The organism is Vibrio sp. 10N.247.311.14 (genome assembly GCF_041467715.1).
Taxonomy (GTDB): domain Bacteria; phylum Pseudomonadota; class Gammaproteobacteria; order Enterobacterales; family Vibrionaceae; genus Vibrio; species Vibrio crassostreae_C.
Map to the genome: position 1 here is coordinate 1 of NZ_JBFSVE010000055.1, position 17,561 is coordinate 17,561.

At 45.7% G+C, this 17,561-nt stretch carries 15 protein-coding genes; 6 read left to right on the forward strand and 9 right to left on the reverse strand.

All coding sequences use genetic code 11. The features are described 5' to 3' along the window. Positions 1 to 359: 359 nt before the first annotated feature. The 6 genes from fre to trxA all read right to left on the reverse strand — a co-directional run bounded on the left by fre (position 360) and on the right by trxA (position 6,192). The gene (gene fre / locus AB6F11_RS17745) at positions 360 to 1,073 is read right to left on the reverse strand and encodes an NAD(P)H-flavin reductase (protein WP_102393443.1); all 714 of its coding nucleotides are present in this window, start codon (positions 1,071 to 1,073) and stop codon (positions 360 to 362) included. Between the two features lie 20 nt (positions 1,074 to 1,093). Beyond that, positions 1,094 to 1,363: a 2Fe-2S iron-sulfur cluster-binding protein gene (locus AB6F11_RS17750; RefSeq protein ID WP_008224727.1), complete on the reverse strand. Its 270-nt coding sequence runs from the start codon at positions 1,361 to 1,363 to the stop codon at positions 1,094 to 1,096. Continuing rightward, complete coding sequence (gene ubiD / locus AB6F11_RS17755; RefSeq protein ID WP_102393442.1) at positions 1,360 to 3,201, reverse strand: 4-hydroxy-3-polyprenylbenzoate decarboxylase; 1,842 nt, start codon at positions 3,199 to 3,201, stop codon at positions 1,360 to 1,362. Before ubiD ends, AB6F11_RS17750 begins: the two co-directional genes overlap by 4 nt. Before the next feature lie 98 nt (positions 3,202 to 3,299). Continuing rightward, positions 3,300 to 4,295 carry a hypothetical protein gene (locus AB6F11_RS17760; RefSeq protein ID WP_017059249.1) on the reverse strand — a complete coding sequence of 332 codons (996 nt, stop codon included), beginning with the start codon at positions 4,293 to 4,295 and terminating at the stop codon, positions 3,300 to 3,302. Between the two features lie 110 nt (positions 4,296 to 4,405). Next, positions 4,406 to 5,665 (reverse strand): transcription termination factor Rho, encoded by a 1,260-nt coding sequence (gene rho / locus AB6F11_RS17765; RefSeq protein ID WP_017062978.1) that lies wholly within the window; start codon positions 5,663 to 5,665, stop codon positions 4,406 to 4,408. A 200-nt stretch (positions 5,666 to 5,865) separates the two neighbouring features. Beyond that, positions 5,866 to 6,192 (reverse strand): thioredoxin TrxA, encoded by a 327-nt coding sequence (trxA, locus tag AB6F11_RS17770; RefSeq protein ID WP_010440700.1) that lies wholly within the window; start codon positions 6,190 to 6,192, stop codon positions 5,866 to 5,868. Positions 6,193 to 6,303: 111 nt separating this feature from the next. On the opposite strand from trxA, the gene rhlB reads away from it, so the two are divergent. Beyond that, the gene (rhlB, locus tag AB6F11_RS17775) at positions 6,304 to 7,614 is read left to right on the forward strand and encodes an ATP-dependent RNA helicase RhlB (protein ID WP_017062979.1); all 1,311 of its coding nucleotides are present in this window, start codon (positions 6,304 to 6,306) and stop codon (positions 7,612 to 7,614) included. Positions 7,615 to 7,620: 6 nt separating this feature from the next. Continuing rightward, complete coding sequence (gene gppA, locus AB6F11_RS17780; RefSeq protein ID WP_017062980.1) at positions 7,621 to 9,114, forward strand: guanosine-5'-triphosphate,3'-diphosphate diphosphatase; 1,494 nt, start codon at positions 7,621 to 7,623, stop codon at positions 9,112 to 9,114. A 102-nt stretch (positions 9,115 to 9,216) separates the two neighbouring features. On the opposite strand, the gene AB6F11_RS17785 is transcribed toward gppA, so the two are convergent. The 3 genes from AB6F11_RS17785 to recQ all read right to left on the reverse strand — a co-directional run bounded on the left by AB6F11_RS17785 (position 9,217) and on the right by recQ (position 12,333). Further along, positions 9,217 to 9,888 carry a 7-cyano-7-deazaguanine/7-aminomethyl-7-deazaguanine transporter gene (locus tag AB6F11_RS17785; RefSeq protein ID WP_017061333.1) on the reverse strand — a complete coding sequence of 224 codons (672 nt, stop codon included), beginning with the start codon at positions 9,886 to 9,888 and terminating at the stop codon, positions 9,217 to 9,219. Between the two features lie 245 nt (positions 9,889 to 10,133). Next, positions 10,134 to 10,445 carry a DUF3630 family protein gene (locus tag AB6F11_RS17790; protein ID WP_017061332.1) on the reverse strand — a complete coding sequence of 104 codons (312 nt, stop codon included), beginning with the start codon at positions 10,443 to 10,445 and terminating at the stop codon, positions 10,134 to 10,136. A 49-nt stretch (positions 10,446 to 10,494) separates the two neighbouring features. After that, positions 10,495 to 12,333 (reverse strand): ATP-dependent DNA helicase RecQ, encoded by a 1,839-nt coding sequence (recQ, locus tag AB6F11_RS17795; protein WP_017065746.1) that lies wholly within the window; start codon positions 12,331 to 12,333, stop codon positions 10,495 to 10,497. Positions 12,334 to 12,512: 179 nt separating this feature from the next. On the opposite strand from recQ, the gene rarD reads away from it, so the two are divergent. The 4 genes from rarD (at position 12,513) to ggt (ending at position 16,912) form a co-directional block, all read left to right on the forward strand. After that, entirely contained in the window at positions 12,513 to 13,427 is a 915-nt protein-coding gene (gene rarD, locus AB6F11_RS17800; protein WP_102393441.1) for an EamA family transporter RarD, read from the forward strand. An 80-nt stretch (positions 13,428 to 13,507) separates the two neighbouring features. Continuing rightward, positions 13,508 to 14,302, forward strand: coding sequence for an AraC family transcriptional regulator (locus AB6F11_RS17805; RefSeq protein WP_102393440.1), 795 nt, complete (start codon positions 13,508 to 13,510; stop codon positions 14,300 to 14,302). A gap of 98 nt (positions 14,303 to 14,400) precedes the next feature. Then, the gene (locus AB6F11_RS17810) at positions 14,401 to 15,063 is read left to right on the forward strand and encodes a LysE family translocator (protein ID WP_102393439.1); all 663 of its coding nucleotides are present in this window, start codon (positions 14,401 to 14,403) and stop codon (positions 15,061 to 15,063) included. A gap of 91 nt (positions 15,064 to 15,154) precedes the next feature. Next, positions 15,155 to 16,912, forward strand: a complete 1,758-nt coding sequence (gene ggt / locus AB6F11_RS17815) for a gamma-glutamyltransferase (RefSeq protein WP_102393438.1) — start codon at positions 15,155 to 15,157, stop codon at positions 16,910 to 16,912. Positions 16,913 to 17,561 lie beyond the last annotated feature (649 nt).

The following is a 17,561-nucleotide window of genomic DNA, read 5'->3' on the forward strand; positions in this document are numbered from 1 at the left end:
ATATTCATCAACGAGTGCCCACACAGATTGATAGGTTTAAATTGTTAAAGAGCTTAACTTCTTGAGCGTTCCTTTTAAGTAAGGAGCCTCTCGAAGTGGACGGCCATTCTAGCGAATTAACATTCAGTGTCAAACACTTTTTGAAAATTAATTTTTTGTCGCTTTCCGTCTTACTGATTCTTGCTGAAGCCTTGTGGCGTCTGCCGTCTCAGTGGTGTCGCATTATAGGGAACCCTCTCAGCTTAGCAACTACTTTTTCATGAAAAATGAATAAATAGGGGTTAACTGCCTAATAGTTCACCTAAACGTAAAAAAGAGAGCATTTCTGCTCTCTTTTTGCTCAAAATCTAAGGGTATTGTTAGATAAATGTGTAAGCATCAGCGTACATATGGTCACGCTTTGCTTCTTTATTCTGAGTAAATAGGTCTCTTGCAGCGCCCGCCATTTCAAAACGACCTGCAATATAGATATCGAAATCAGCTAATGATTCGAAACTTTGCATAACAGCCTCAAGCACATTACCTGTTTGGCCATGCCAAACTTCCGGTGCTTCTTCTACTACCGGTACAAAGTGCACATTGCTATGCTTTTCTGCAATGCCAACCAACTCTTCTTTAGCATATAACTGGCACTCATCTTTTGCGCCCCAGTATAGGTAGATCTCTTTCGAGCTATTTTGCGCGATGCAGTGATCAAGAATAGAGCGCACGTAGCTGAAACCCGTGCCACCAGCAATAAGTAATAGAGGGCGATCGCTTTCTTCTTTGATCCAAGCATCTCCGTGTGGAGCATCAATCGCAATATCGCCATCTTCAGCTTGTGCCTTCTTCATCGCTTCAACCACTTCTAGTGCGTAAGCGTTGTGCTCGGCAGCACCAATGTGCAGCTCAAGCTCACCTTCGTGGCGGCAAGGGCTACTTGCGATAGAGAATGGGCGCTTATCTTTCTCGCCCATTTCAACCATCAGGTACTGGCCCGCTTTAAAAGCGACCGGTGTTTCTGGGTGAAGTAGGATTTGGTAAGTATTACAAGCCAAAGGCTCGATAGACTTCACTTTACATTTAATAGTCATGTTCTTCCTCTTACTAACCCTTAATCGGCAAAGGTTAGAACTAAATTACTTTCTGCAAATGCTTGGCAAGCAAAAATCCAGCCTTGTTGCTGCTCTTTCTCTGTGAGCATGGGTTCAAGGTGGTAACTCACTTGCCCTTCTAATTTTTTGCACATACACATTGCGCATGCGCCAACTTGGCAACGGTTTGGGAAATAGATATCGCTGTTGAGCGCAGCATCCAAGACCGTTTGCCCTTTTTCTACTGTGAAACTGATGTTTTCTGGGTATAAGACTACTTGGTAGCTCATGAAATTCCTAGCTGTTCCCAGATGCTATCAATCTTTTTCACAACATCAGGATCTTTTGTTATTGGTACACCCCACTCACGCAGGCATTCACTTTCCCACTTATTGGTCGCATCGAGACCCATTTTTGAGTGTCCAGTTTCGTTCTGCAGGAATAACGTATCTCTCACCGGATCCATTCTTGTCGTTACAGCCCAAATGATGTCATTCCAATCACTCACATTGACATCGCCATCACACACGATAACAAACTTGTTCTCATCAAATTGAGACCAAACCGCTTCCATGATTTTCTTACCATTACCGGCAGCTTGCTTATCAATAGACACCACAACCATGCTGGCATTGTCGTTTTGCAGGTGAACATCAATAATTTCAGGATGAACCTTGGTTAACTCAGCCAAGCTACCCTCTATATGTTCACTATTTACAGGTGCTGTTTGGACATCTGGCGATAACGCTAACTCTGCGTCCCACTTCTTAGTAATATCTAGACCCATCTTAGAACCTAACCCAACCACGGGTGAGGCAAAATCCAATGAATCGATCGGCGTGTTCTCTATCATCAGGCTATCGCGTGACGGATCCATATGTTCGCACATCGCTGCGGTTACTTGAGACCAATCACGTGCATTCACATCTTCATCACACACCAATACAAATTTGGTGTACATGAATTGGCGTAAGAAAGACCATACACCCATCATCACTCGCTTAGCGTGACCTGGGTATTGCTTCTTCATGGTCACGACTGCCATTCGGTACGAACAACCTTCAGGCGGTAGATAGAAATCTTCAATCTCTGGGAACTGCTTTTGAAGAATAGGCACAAACACTTCATTTAGCGCAACACCCAATACCGCTGGCTCATCAGGTGGACGGCCAGTATAGGTGCTGTGATAGATAGGGTTCTCGCGCATGGTTACATGAGTAATAGTAAACACATGGTGCTTTTCTTTCTCGTTGTAGTAACCAGTATGATCTCCGTAAGGCCCTTCATCTGCGAATTCATTCGGGTCGATGTAACCTTCCATCACGATTTCTGCACTTGCGGGAACTTCTAAGTCGTTGCTGATTGATTTAACGACCTCAGTTTTACTACCACGTAGTAAGCCTGCAAACGCGTACTCAGATAAACTATCCGGCACTGGCGTAACCGCACCAAGAATGGTGGCAGGATCAGCACCAAACGCTACCGATACTGGGAATGGTTTCCCAGGGTTAGTTTCCATCCAATCACGCAGATCCAATGCTCCACCACGGTGGGCTAACCAACGCATGATGATTTTATTCTTGCCGATCTTCTGCTGACGATAGATACCTAAGTTTTGGCGTTTCTTGTTTGGACCACGAGTAACCGTTAAACCCCATGTTAGCAATGGCGCGACATCATCAGCCCAACAGCTCATCACAGGGATTTTATCTAGGTCGACGTCATCGCCTTGCCATACCACTTGTTGGCAAGCCGCTTTGCGAAGGCGTTTAGCTGGCATGTTTAAGACTTGCTTAAACACAGGTAGTTTATCAAGAGCGTCTTTAAAGCCTTTTGGTGGCTCAGGTTCTTTTAGGTAAGCAAGCAACTTGCCCACTTCACGCAGTTCTTTGACTTCTTGACGTCCCATACCAATAGCAACCCGATTAGGTGTACCAAATAGATTGGTCAAAACGGGCATGTCATAGCCTACTGGATTTTCAAACAAAAGAGCCGGGCCACCAGCACGTAGAGTACGGTCGCTAATCTCGGTCATTTCGTAGTCTGGATCGACTGGGTGAGAAATGCGTTTCAACTGACCAATACTTTCAAGATGGTCGATAAAATCACGTAAATCTTTAAAACTCATAGGACTTCTACATGCTGATTATTCTGCGCTCAGTATATCAAAAAGGGTGACGCTGAGGTCCCCCTTTTTAGTGTGGTTATTGAGAGGCAAAATCCACTTTACGGTAATGCTTGCTCGATCAAAGAGCTCTTCACCTGAGGGTTATCATTGACGAGATCTTGCAACCATCGCGTATGACCTTGTTTGGCGAGTTCACGCGCAACTAATGGTGCTTCATCAGCAATCGCCATCCTAGAGACAAGGAACAGCTTCACCTCTTCTGATAACGGGTTAACTTTGGTAAGCAAAGTAATCGCTTCATCTTTCAAACGCGGGTTCTTAGTCGCTGCCATCACCTGTTCAAGCGCGAACGTTTGTTTGGTTTCAGCAAGGCGAACTAGCTCAGCTTGGCTATGATAATCGGCCTTCATTCGCCATAGAATTTTGTAAACCTCTGGGTCTTCGCTCACTTGCGCTAATCGAACCACCACCTCAGTAGAAGGTAACCAACTAACAATAGAAGATGCGGTGAGTTGCTTAGTTAGGTAATCAACCGCTTCAGGAGACAAACTGTCTAGCTCTCTAATGAGCAACGCTTCTCGCGTTTGAACTTGATGTTCAGATCCAGATAACCACTCTTTTAGGTCGAGTTCCTGTTTCTCTGCATCTAGCACAAATACCAATGTCTTCTGATCTTGACGCCATTGTTTAATAAGGCGATTAGCAATTGAAGGGTAATTAAAGGCAGGTACCGTAAACTCATAGCCATCGCCACGTTCTAAGACTTGATAAGTGGGCGTGATAGCAAGTTGCTGCTCGATGAAGATAGACATCTTGGGTGTGAGTACGATTTTTTGCTGTTCAAGCTTCTTCAAGAGTTGGTAACGAGCCACCTCTTGCTGGGGAAATGTCAGGCGCTCAAGCGCAAAGCGTAGCGAATTGACTTCGTCACGTACGACAAGCTCTAGTAGTTCAGCAGTTTTCAGTTTTACTTGATCATTCTCAAGCCAAGACTCTACTGTAAGTGGAGACATCTCGGTGGCATAGCTCATACCAACCGGTGAAAATAACAGTGAAGTAGACAGGAGTAATGATGACAACAGTCCATGTTGCATTTTAACGTCCTTGTAACACTTTTGCTCATTCTGCAAGCTGGCGCTACAAAATGCAAATAAAAAGCGCCACCCGAGGGCAGCGCTTATTAAATACGATCAGCTAATCAATATTACTGACGACGCATTGCGTCAAAGAACTCATCGTTCGTTTTCGTCATTGCTAGCTTGTCGATAAGGAATTCCATTGCGTCGATTTCGCCCATTGGGTGAACAATCTTACGCAGGATCCACATCTTCTGTAGTTCATCGTTCTTGGTAAGAAGCTCTTCACGACGAGTACCAGAGCGGTTGAAATCAATCGCTGGGAATACGCGTTTTTCAGCAATCTTACGGTTAAGGTGCAGTTCCATGTTACCTGTACCTTTGAATTCTTCGTAGATAACTTCATCCATCTTAGAACCAGTATCAACCAGTGCTGTTGCGATGATCGTTAAGCTACCGCCTTCTTCTACGTTACGTGCCGCACCGAAGAAACGCTTTGGACGATGTAGAGCATTCGCATCAACACCACCAGTAAGAACTTTACCTGATGAAGGAATCACAGTGTTGTAAGCACGAGCTAGACGAGTAATAGAATCCAGTAGGATAACTACATCTTTCTTGTGTTCAACAAGGCGCTTCGCTTTCTCGATAACCATTTCTGCAACTTGTACGTGGCGAGATGCTGGCTCATCGAATGTTGAAGCAACTACTTCGCCTTTAACTAGACGCTGCATTTCTGTTACTTCTTCTGGACGCTCATCGATAAGTAGAACCATTAGTTCACACTCAGGATGGTTACGTGCAATGCTTTGAGCAATGTTTTGCAGAAGCATTGTCTTACCCGCTTTAGGCGGAGCAACAATCAGACCACGCTGACCTTTACCAATTGGAGATGCAAGGTCAAGAATACGAGCCGTAATATCTTCAGTCGCACCATTACCCGCTTCCATCACCATACGTTCGTTAGCGTGAAGAGGAGTAAGGTTTTCGAAAAGAATCTTGTTACGTGCGTTGTCTGGCTTGTCGTAGTTAACCGTGTTTACTTTAAGCAGTGCAAAGTAACGCTCACCGTCTTTAGGTGGACGGATTTTACCGCCAATAGAGTCACCTGTACGTAGGTTAAAACGACGAATTTGGCTTGGTGATACGTAGATATCATCTGGGCCAGCCAGGTATGAACTGTCGGCGCTACGTAGGAAACCAAAACCGTCTTGAAGAATTTCTAGAACACCATCACCAAAGATGTCTTCACCACTTTTTGCATGCGCTTTAAGGATGGAGAAGATAATGTCTTGTTTTCTTAGGCGAGCTTGATTTTCAAGACCTAAGCTTTCGCTAAGTTTAACAAGCTCAGACACAGGTCTGTTCTTCAGTTCAGTAAGATTCATAGTGGTGGAAGTTTGTTTAGTCAAAATAGGATCTGTTTTCTTAAGTTAAGAAGGATTTGGTCACAGGATCGACCAAGAAGAGAAATTCGTTCAATTAACGTGCGATAAATTAGCACTAAAACTAAGACTAGTCCATAGCTTAGAAAAAACAAAACCGCGCATTTGTTAACTGCACGGTTTCTTTTCAAATGCTGACCTGATTAAAGGTTAGCGTCTAAGAACTCTTTAAGTTGAGTTTTAGATAATGCACCAACTTTAGTCGCTGCTACGCCGCCATCTTTGAAAAGAAGTAGCGTTGGAATACCGCGAATACCAAACTTTGGTGGAGTACCAGCATTTTGGTCGATATTTAATTTACCGATTGTGAGCTTGCCTTCGTACTCGTCTGCGATTTCATCAAGAATCGGCGCAATCATTTTACATGGACCACACCATTCTGCCCAAAAATCAACAAGAACAGGGCCTGCAGCATTGATTACATCGTTATCAAAACCGTCATCAGTTAGCTGCAAAATCTTATCACTCATCTTCCACTCCAATGTATTTTTTAGAACTGGTTGGATGATAACCAGTAAATAGATGCCCTATTGGAATGTATTTACTTTCGTATTGCAAGCTTAAGCTGATATTCTATAGCAATGAAAAAGACGCATATCACAGAGCAAAAGTTCGCCGACTTGGATTTACTTCCGCAAGTCATTGAAGGATTGGAGAAAAAAGGGTTCGATTATTGTACCCCTATCCAAGCCTTGGCGCTCCCGGTACTGCTCACCGGCCAAGACATTGCAGGCCAGGCCCAAACGGGTACTGGTAAAACGCTTGCGTTTCTTACTGCTACTTTTAACCACCTGCTAAAAACATCTGAGCATGAAGGGCGTAAGCCTAACCAGCCACGTGCGATTATTATGGCACCAACGCGTGAACTCGCGATTCAGATCTACAACGATGCTGACTCTCTGGTTGAAAGCACAGGTATCAAGGCAGCACTTGCTTACGGTGGCGAAAGCTACGACAAGCAACTAGGTAAAATCGAAGAAGGCGCAGATATCTTAATTGGTACGACTGGCCGCATCATCGATTTCTACAAGCAGAAGGTATTTAACCTTAACCACATTCAAGCTGTTGTTCTTGACGAAGCTGATCGCATGTTCGATCTTGGTTTCATCAAAGACATCCGCTTCTTGTTCCGCCGTATGCCTGAGCCAAAAGATCGCCTGAACATGCTGTTCTCTGCGACATTGTCTTACCGCGTACAAGAGCTAGCGTTCGAACACATGCACAACCCAGAGCATGTTGTTGTTGAGCCAGAGCGTAAAACAGGTCACCGCATTCAGGAAGAGCTGTTCTACCCATCAAACGAACACAAAATGGCACTGCTGCAGACTCTAGTTGAAGAAGAGTGGCCAGAGCGCGCTATCATCTTCGCTAACACTAAGCACAAATGTGAGTCTGTTTGGGGTCACCTAGCTGCAGATGGTCACCGTGTTGGCCTGCTAACTGGCGATGTTCCTCAGAAGAAACGTGAAAAGATTCTTGAGCAATTCACTAAAGGTGATGTTGACCTGCTTGTCGCAACCGACGTTGCAGCACGTGGTCTACACATTCCTCAAGTAACACACGTATTCAACTTCGACCTACCTGATGACTGTGAAGATTACGTTCACCGTATCGGCCGTACAGGTCGTGCTGGTGCAAGTGGTCACTCGATCAGCTTTGCTTGTGAAGATTACGCAATCAACTTGCCACCAATCGAAGAATACATTGAGCACGCGATCCCTGTGTCTGACTACGATGCTTCTGCACTGCTAGAAGATCTACCAGCACCATTGCGCTTACGTACACGTAACCCGCAACAACGCCGCTCAAACAACAATGGCCCACGCAACGGGAACCGTAAACCAAACCAGAACCGTCGCCCACGCCAACCGCGTCATAACAAGGAAGCTTAGTCGCTTATGAGTCAAACAGTGTCACCCCCGCTTTACGCTGCAATCGACCTCGGGTCGAACAGTTTTCATATGCTCGTTGTGCGTCATATCGATGGCAGCGTACAAACCATGGCTAAAATTAAGCGCAAAGTGCGTTTAGCTGCAGGCTTAGATGAAAATAATGCGCTTAGTACAGAAGCCATGCAGCGCGGTTGGGACTGTTTGAGTCTCTTTGCAGAGCGACTTCAAGATATTCCGAAAGAAAATATCCGCATTGTCGGTACAGCGACCCTACGTACTGCTATCAATGTGGATATATTTCTAGAGAAAGCGAACCAGATCCTTGGTTACGACATCAATGTTATCTCCGGAGAAGAAGAAGCTGCGACTATCTATAAAGGCGTAGCACACACTTCTGGTGGCAGCGGCCGCCGACTGGTTGTTGATATTGGTGGCGCAAGCACCGAGATGATCATTGGTGAAGGCTTCTCAGCGAAAGCACTAACCAGCCTAAAGATGGGCTGTGTTACTTGGCTTGAGCGCCACTTTAAAAACCGCCAATTAACCGCTACCAACTTTAACAACGCCATTGAAGCGGCGAAGTCGACGTTGGCTCCTATCCTAGATAGCTACACTGATATCGGATGGGATGTGTGTGTGGGCGCCAGCGGTACCGTTCAAGCACTGCAAGAGATCATGTTGGCGCAAGGCATGGATGAAGTGATTACTCATGCCAAACTTAAGCGTCTACAGAAACAAGCGATGATTACTGAGCGCTTGGAAGAGCTAGAAATCGAAGGACTTACCCTTGAACGCGCATTAGTGTTCCCGAGTGGCCTTTCCATTCTTATTGCTATTTTTGAGTTGCTTGAAATAGATTCAATGACACTCGCAGGCGGCGCACTCCGTGAAGGCCTAGCCTACGAGATGGTTGATGAGCTTCGCCAAGAAGATATCCGAGCGCGTACCATTAAGAGTGTTCAATCACGCTACCAAATGGACGTAAGCTACGGTGAACAAGTTGCTGTAGTCGCACAAACGCTGCTAGACCAAGCGGGCGCCGAAGCGTGGGTTTCAGAACCTCAAGCTGGTGTGCTATTGCAAACGGCAGCTAAGCTTCACGAGATTGGTTTAACCATCGATTTCAAAAAAGGCGGTGAGCACAGCGCTTATCTGCTGCAAAACTTAGACCTACCTGGCTTTACTCGAGCGCAAAAGCACTACTTGGGTGAGTTAACTCGTCGCTACCGTGAACAGTTAACCTCATTACCAGAGCAACACGCTATCTCAGGCACCAGCAGCAAGCGTATTTTACGTATTCTGCGTTTAGCTATTTTGCTGACCCACCGTCGTAACCCAGCGCTAGAGCCTGAGTTCAAACTGACGACGAATGACAACAATCTAACCCTAACGCTTTCTAAGCAATGGTTAGCTGACAATCCGCTGACCGCTGCAGAGCTAGAGATCGAGTCGAATAGACAAACCGATATTGGCTGGCCATTGAATATTAAATGCCTCTGATATTAGTATCTGACGCTAGAAATTAAAAAAAGCCCAAGTTAGTAGACTAACTTGGGCTTTTTCTTATCGCTGCATTAATGCTTTGTGTTACAAATCTCAAACTTAAGCGTTCACGCCTGTCGCTTTAAAGTCAGGGTTCACTGCGGTTAGCTTTCTAACAATGTAGTTAAGAAGCACGCCGTACATAGGCACGAACAAGCCTAAGCTGATGATAAGTTTGAATCCGTAATCGACTAAGGCAATCTCAGTCCAATGCTCGGCCATAAATGGATCTGGGCTTTGGTAGAAAGCAATCGCAAAGAATGCGATGGTATCAATGGCATTACCGAATAACGTTGAGCATGTTGGGGCTACCCACCACTGTTTAAGCTGACGTAGGCGGTTAAAAACATGTACATCCAAGATCTGACCCAGTAAATAAGCCATGAAGCTCGCCGCGGCGATACGTGCAACAAACAAGTTGAACTCACCTAGTTGGCTAAAGCCTTGGAATGAACCTTCAAAGAACACCACTGACAAGAAATAAGAAACGGCCAGAGCTGGTAGCATCACTAAGAAAATGATTTTACGGGCAAGCTGCGCGCCAAAAATGCGTACGGTCAGATCGGTCGCTAGGAAGATAAACGGGAAAGTGAAAGCACCCCAAGTGGTGTGCATACCGAAGACGGTAAAAGGTAGCTGAACCAGATAGTTGCTTGACGCAATAATCACCAAATGGAACAAAACTAATAGTGCTAAGGCTTTGCGCTGTTGCGCAGGGGTAAAGTTACTCATGCTGTACCTTTTTAGTTTGGTTTGGGGGTGAGGGAACCCAAATCGAGTCATTTCTTCGAATAATCCAAGAAAGCTCTTACCAATAATGTGAATTAAAAAATGTATCTAAAAATTGCTCTGCTGAGCGGCGGGCGATTATACATTAATCAATATTGGCTGCAACGGTGAGAACAAACGCAAACGTTTATTCTCACTTTTATTGGTGAATAGCTCTAGAAGCTGTGTTTTAGAAGAGATGCCAAAAGTTAAAAACCGCGCTTGAAAAGCGTCGCGAGATAATCAAACTCTTCTCGGCTTTCTTCAGCGTTTAACGACTCAAACCAAATTGATTCACTGTAATGTTCGGACTTTAAGAACATTCGGCAATCTTCAAAATCAATCAACCAAGAATGCATATCGGCGTCCCATTGCTTTTCAACAACTGACGCTGACAACAACGCCACCAGCTTTTCACCTAGCACTTCATAAGAATCAAAATCAAAACTTGGAGACGTAATCAATAAACGCCCTTCCTCAGCTAAATACTCTCTTAAGCCAAATTCTGTTTGTGTTGTCATGTCCCTATCAACCTTATTCTTTTTCTATTAGTTAGACGTTTCTCGCAAACTAGCCGTGTGTGGTGATGTGTTCTTGAATCAGATCTAGGAATGGGTCTGCGTACTTATCGAGTTTACGTTGACCGACACCGTTGACTGCCAGCATTTCTCCGTATGAAGTAGGTAGTATTTCAGCCATATCAATCAAGGTCGCGTCACTGAATACCACATATGGTGGCAAGCCATCTTCATCAGCAATCGACTTACGCAGCTTACGCAGTTTCGCAAACAGCTTCTTATCGTAATTCTTGCTGCTTAACTTATCGGACTTAGCATTACGCACCGCTGTATCTAAACGAGGAACAGCCAATTCCAAAGACATCTCACCGCGCAGCAGCGGGCGGGCTTCTTCTGTTAGCTGTAAAGTTGAGTTACGAGTGATGTTCTGGAACAGCAAGCCTTTATGAATCAGCTGACGGAAGATACTGATCCAGTAATCATGACTGTGATCGCGGCCAATACCGTAGGTAGATAGCTTATCGTGACCATTATCGCGGACACGGATGTTCTGCATGCCTCGCATTACTTCGACCACGTAGCCCATACCAAATGACTGATTCACACGGTACACACAAGACAACGCCTTCTGTGCTTCTTGGGTCGCGTCAAAGTGTTTTGGTGGATCTAAGCAGATATCGCAGTTGCCACATTGCTTCTCGCGATATTCGCCAAAATAGTTAAGCAGAACCTGACGACGACACGTTTGCGCTTCAGCAAAGGCACTCATCGCATTCAGCTTGTGCATCTCAACTTGTTTCTGTGGGCCTTCTTCTTTCTCATCTAGCATACGACGCAGCCAACCCATATCAGCCGGGTCAAACAACATCATCGCTTCAGCAGGCAAACCATCACGACCTGCACGGCCTGTCTCTTGATAGTAAGACTCGATATTACGTGGGATATCAAAGTGCACCACGAAACGTACGTTGGGTTTGTTGATGCCCATACCGAAAGCCACAGTCGCGACCACGATCTGAATATCATCGCGTTGAAAGGCTTCTTGAACGTAAGCACGCTCATCGGTGTCCATACCAGCGTGATAACCCGCGGCGCGAATACCGTTATTGCACAGCTTCTCGGTCACCATCTCCACTTTCTTACGGCTACCACAGTAGATGATGCCGCAATTGCCCTTTTGTGTTTCTAGGTAGCGAACCACCTGTGACACGGGTTTGTGCTTCTCAACCAAGTTGTAGCGAATATTAGGGCGATCAAAGCTGCCTAAGTAAGTATGCGGGTCCAGGAGCTGTAAGCGCGAGATAATATCTTTGCGCGTCGCATCATCAGCGGTTGCTGTGAGCGCCATGTAAGGCACATGCGGGAAATACTGTTTAAGCTGACCTAATGATGCGTATTCAGGGCGGAAGTCGTGACCCCATTGAGAGATACAGTGCGCTTCATCGACTGCAATCATCGAAAGCGGTAAACCTTGAAGACGCTCGATAAAATCACGCATCAACACACGCTCTGGTGACACATACACCATTTTCAGCTGACCTGAGTTCATACGATTGAACACATTCAGCAATTGGTCACGTGGCATTGAAGAGTTAATACACTCAGCGGCAACACCATTGGCCTTCAATTGGTCGACTTGGTCTTTCATCAACGAGATCAGCGGTGAGATAACCAGAGTCAGCCCTTCACGAACCAAAGCCGGAATTTGGTAACACAGAGATTTACCACCACCGGTTGGCATAATCACCAAGCTGTCTTTGCCTTCAACGGCCAAATCAATGACCTCTTGCTGACCATCGCGAAAGCTTTGATAGCCGAACACATCTTGCAAGATGGTTTGCGCATCATTCGCGGGAGTTGGTATTTGCTCAGCAATCAGAGTGGCGGTCATTGTGGTTCCTAATCGAGGTATGAAATCAGCAAGCATCTTCGGCAAGCAAGTCGCACATTGTAGAGGGGAACGCTGGCGAATTAAACCGCAAATTGTTAGGTGAAAAGGGTTATCGCTCCTATACTGACCAACTCTCTTATAAATCTTATTAATAAGCACTCAGTGCTAGAGAAAGATGCATGACACAGGAAGAACAACAACGTACGCGCCAAGGAGTTTTGCTTGCCGTCGGCGCTTACACAATGTGGGGTATCGCCCCTATATATTTCAAATCTTTAAGTGACGTTTCCCCGTTAGAGATCCTCAGCCACCGTGTAGTATGGTCTTTTTTCCTACTCGCTTTCTTACTGCACATTGGCCGCAGCTGGCGTAAAGTCCGCGACACCTTGACCTCAAAACCAAAAATGCTCTATTTGGTAGCGACGTCTATTTTGGTGGGTGCTAACTGGCTGATCTTTATCTGGGCGGTGAATTCCAATCACATGCTCGATGCCAGTTTGGGGTATTACATCAACCCTCTGATTAACGTGTTACTTGGGATGCTCTTCCTTGGCGAACGCTTACGTAAGCTGCAATGGTTTGCTGTGGCTCTTGCTGCGATTGGCGTATTAATCCAATTAATTGCCTTCGGCTCAGTACCGATCGTCGCCATTGCCCTAGCCTTTAGCTTTGGCTTTTATGGCTTGCTGCGTAAGAAAGTCAGCTTAGAAGCACAAACGGGTCTGTTCATTGAAACTCTGGTGATGCTGCCTCTCGCCGCAACCTACTTACTGTTTATTGCCGATAGTCCAACCTCAGACTTATCAATGAACCCGATGCAGCTCAACCTATTACTGGTTGCTGCTGGTGTGATTACAACCATCCCTTTACTGTGTTTTACGGGTGCAGCTACGCGATTAAAACTATCGACACTGGGTTTCTTCCAGTACATCGGTCCAAGCTTAATGTTCTTATTGGCCGTGCTGATTTATGGTGAAGCCTTTACGTCAGACAAAGCTGTTACCTTTGCCTTTATTTGGGGGGCATTAGTGGTATTCAGCTTTGATGGTTTGAGTAACAACAAGAAGAACAAACAAGCTAAACAAAAGAACTGATCGTTTTTTACAAGACAACTGCAAGTGACGAAGATAAGCTTGGTTGAATTGATGACTATTTAACCAAGCTTTTTTGTACCATGGATAAAGTCCACTACTACTCTACCCCAACAGAAGATATCAGCCTGATCCAAGCTCAATACCAAGAGTTTGCCTTTCAGCGCCACTATCATTTGGACTTTCACATTGGCTTAATAACAAAAGGCCAACAAAAGTTTGTCTATCAAGGTGCGAGTCACCATGTCGGAGCTGGCCAAGTTGTTATCATGCCACCTGATGAGCTGCATGATGGGCACTCCAAACTCGATTCAGGTTATCAAGTCAGCGTGTTTGCAGTTTCTCCCCAATGGTTTCAAGATCTTGCCGATCCCAAGCAAAATGGTCACACATTAGGCTTTTCAGAGTTGATCCTCTCCGATCAAGCTGCGTTTTTACAATTGTGTAACCTACACCGTCTTTTAATAACTCAAAACATCAGCCAACTCGCTCAAGATTGCTTACCATTCGAGGGATTCTCGACGATCGTCGATCGTTATGCCAAATTTGGATCGAAGAGTGACATCAAACTGGGCAATCAATCGATTGATACACTCAAAGACTATTTGATGGCGAATTTGGATCAGCCAGTGCGATTAGAACAACTGTCTGAGCTGTGCGGCTTAACCACAACTCAATTCCAACGCCACTTTAAGAACAGAATGGGTATCACCCCTTACGCGTGGCTGAGCCGTTTGCGTATGGAACAGAGCATGCGCCTGATTAAATCTGGGATCTGTGGTACTAAGGTCGCGCACCAAGTAGGCTTCTATGATCAAGCACACTTCTCCAAAGCATTCAAAACCACATTCGGCGTACCACCTTCACAAATCAACTAAGTGTTGATAATTTACAATTGCTCGATTTCAAATCGCGGTAAGCTACGCTCAATACGATTACTTATTTAATAATAGCGGCAACGTTATTGAGAACTGACATGAACGAAGTCACCATACTGATCACCCTCGCCTCTATCCATTTCATCGCTTTGATGAGCCCCGGCCCAGACTTTGCGTTAGTCGTGCAAAATGCGACACGCCACGGCAGACAAACAGGCTTGTACATTGCGCTTGGTTTATCTTGCGGGATCTTACTGCATTCGTTGCTGAGCCTGACGGGAATCAGTTACCTAGTCCACCAGCAACCAACCCTATTTGCCATTATCCAATTGGCTGGCGGTAGCTACTTGCTCTACTTAGGCTACGGTGCCCTCAAAGCAACCTGGCAAATCATTCAGAACCACGACGATGACGACGATACCATCAATGCCAAAGATCTTATTTTGACCAACAAGCGTCAGGCATTTTCGAAAGGGTTTGCGACCAATATTCTCAACCCAAAGGCTTTGGTGTTCTTTATCAGCTTGATGTCGAGCTTAGTGCCTGCCGACATGTCTCTATCAGGTAAAGGTTTTGCGCTTATCATCCTGTTTGGTCTGTCTCTGTTTTGGTTTTCACTACTGGCGTGGATGCTTTCGACTAAGGCTCTACAGAAGAAACTGAGCGAAGCAACGGTATACATCGATGGCTTATGTGGCGTCGTATTCAGCCTGATTGGCGCGAGTATTCTTTGGCAGTCGCTGTCCGGTTTAATCGCTTAAATTCGAATCAAGATTACAATTCGTTAACAACGCACTGGCTATCTAATCTTTCCACTGCCAATCTAGCTCTGCATATTAAAAGGAGAAGATCATGCAGTGGAAAACAAAACTAACAACCCTCGCCACTTCTACCCTACTTTTTGCCTCTCACGTCAGTTGGGCAAATCAAGCTGCCGATTCCGTCGCACCCGAACAAAGTAGTGGTTTAGAAACCAAACAACTCGTTAAAGCCAACGATTGGATGGTCACCGCAGCCAACCCTCTTGCAACACAAGCCGGTGCTGATGTACTTGTTCGTGGTGGTAACGCAATTGACGCCATGGTTGCCGTGCAGCTTATGCTTGGCTTGGTGGAACCTCAGTCATCAGGTATTGGTGGCGGCGCTTTCCTTGTCTATTTTGATGGCAAAGACAAACAGCTCAAGACCTACGATGGTCGTGAAACCGCACCACTTGATGCAACACCACGTCTATTCCAAGATGAGAGCGGACAACCACTTAAGTTTTACGATGCTGTGGTTGGTGGTCGCTCAGTGGCGACACCGGGAACAGTCCAATTGCTGTGGGACACTCACCAAAAATACGGCAAGTTAGAGTGGGCATCGCTGATCAAACCTATCGCTCAACTGGCTGAAAAAGGTTTTACCATCAGCCCACGTTTAGCGACCTTGATTGAAAATGACCAAGAGCGACTAAGCCGCTTTGCGACAACTAAAGCCTACTTCTTTAACGCCGATGGCAGCCCAAAAACCGCAGGTACGCTACTTAAGAACCCAGAATACGCTGCAACGCTAAACGCTATCTCAAAGGATGGTGCTATGGCTTTCTATCAAGGCGAGATTTCTGCTGACATCATCAACACAGTTCAAACGGCTAAAGGTAACCCGGGCGTCTTGGCGCAAAAAGACTTCGATGCGTATTCGATTAAGCAGCGCGAGCCGGTTTGTTCTGCTTATGAAAGCTACCAAGTGTGCGGAATGGGTCCACCAAGTTCAGGTGCATTAACGGTTGGGCAGATCTTAGCGATGACCGAGCAGTTTGATCTTAAATCATGGGGACCAAACGACGCGAAATCTTGGCAAGTGTTAGCAGACGCTTCTCGTTTGGCCTTTGCAGACCGTGGTATGTACATGGCAGACCAAGATTACGTGCCAATGCCAACCCAAGGGTTAGTGAATACTGACTATTTGCAGGAACGTGCCCAGCTAATTACTGCTGGAAAGGCATTAGAAAGTGCACCATCAGGCACCCCACCGTGGGATCACGCCATACTGCAAAGCCAAGATGTGTCTATTGAACTGCCTTCCACCAGCCACTTCAATATTGTCGATAGCGATGGCAATGTCGTATCGATGACCACCACAATTGAGAACGCATTTGGCTCACGCTTGATGGTAAGAGGCTTCCTACTCAATAACGAACTAACCGACTTCTCATTCAAGACTCATAACGATGGCAAACCTATCGCCAACCGACTCGAGCCGGGTAAGCGCCCACGTTCTTCAATGGCACCAACCATCATCATGCAAGACGATAAACCTTACATGGCGATTGGCTCTCCGGGTGGCAGTCGTATCATAGGTTATGTGGCACAAGCGATCATTGCCCACACCCAATGGGACATGGATATTCAGCAAGCGATCAACCAACCACACTTCCTAAACCGCTTCGGTACCTTAGATTTGGAAAAAGGAACATCAGCGGAAAACTTCAAACCTGAGCTAGAAAAGATGGGATTTGAGGTCAACGTTCGCGATCTTAACTCGGGTTTACACGCTATTCGCATCACAAAAGACGGGTTAGAAGGTGCTGCAGACCCTCGTCGTGAAGGTGCGGCTATCGGCCAATAAGAGAAAATACTCCCTTTTTACTCCCTGTCTTGTGCGAGATCTCTCACAAGGCAGTGAGTAAATATCGATATTTAACTGCGAAATTAAGCACCAAGATATCGTAACCAACTGAAAATAAACAATACGTACGTTTATCATTCAAATAATTATATAGAAATTCGCTTATGCACCATTGCTGATAAATAAGGAATCGGTAATATGAATGGTGTCGGAAGGATGCTGACACGGAACAGGAAACGCCAAGGACTTGGTTATCTTCAGGATGAAGATTCGATTACTCAGGATGAATAATCGGCATGGATAGCGAAATGGACATTGAATGGACGCAATAGTAACTAGGATGGTTGCTACTAAGGAAAGACAATGGACACCTCTGGACGAGGAAAGGACTGAACATCAGGATGATGTAAAGGACACCGCTCAAGGAACAAGTGACGCGCGCTAACGAGGATTGTTGGCAGATCAGGATAAGATCAAGGACACCGCTAGGAAGGCGACGAAAGGAATACGCTGAAGGATAACAGCACACTATCATGGATTTGATGCATGGAGCACACTTAGTAGCCGGATTGCTGCGAGTAAGACTATAGACCCCGATGAGCGCAAGCTCTCGGGGTTTTTCTTTATCTGCCGCTTCATTTATTCCCTC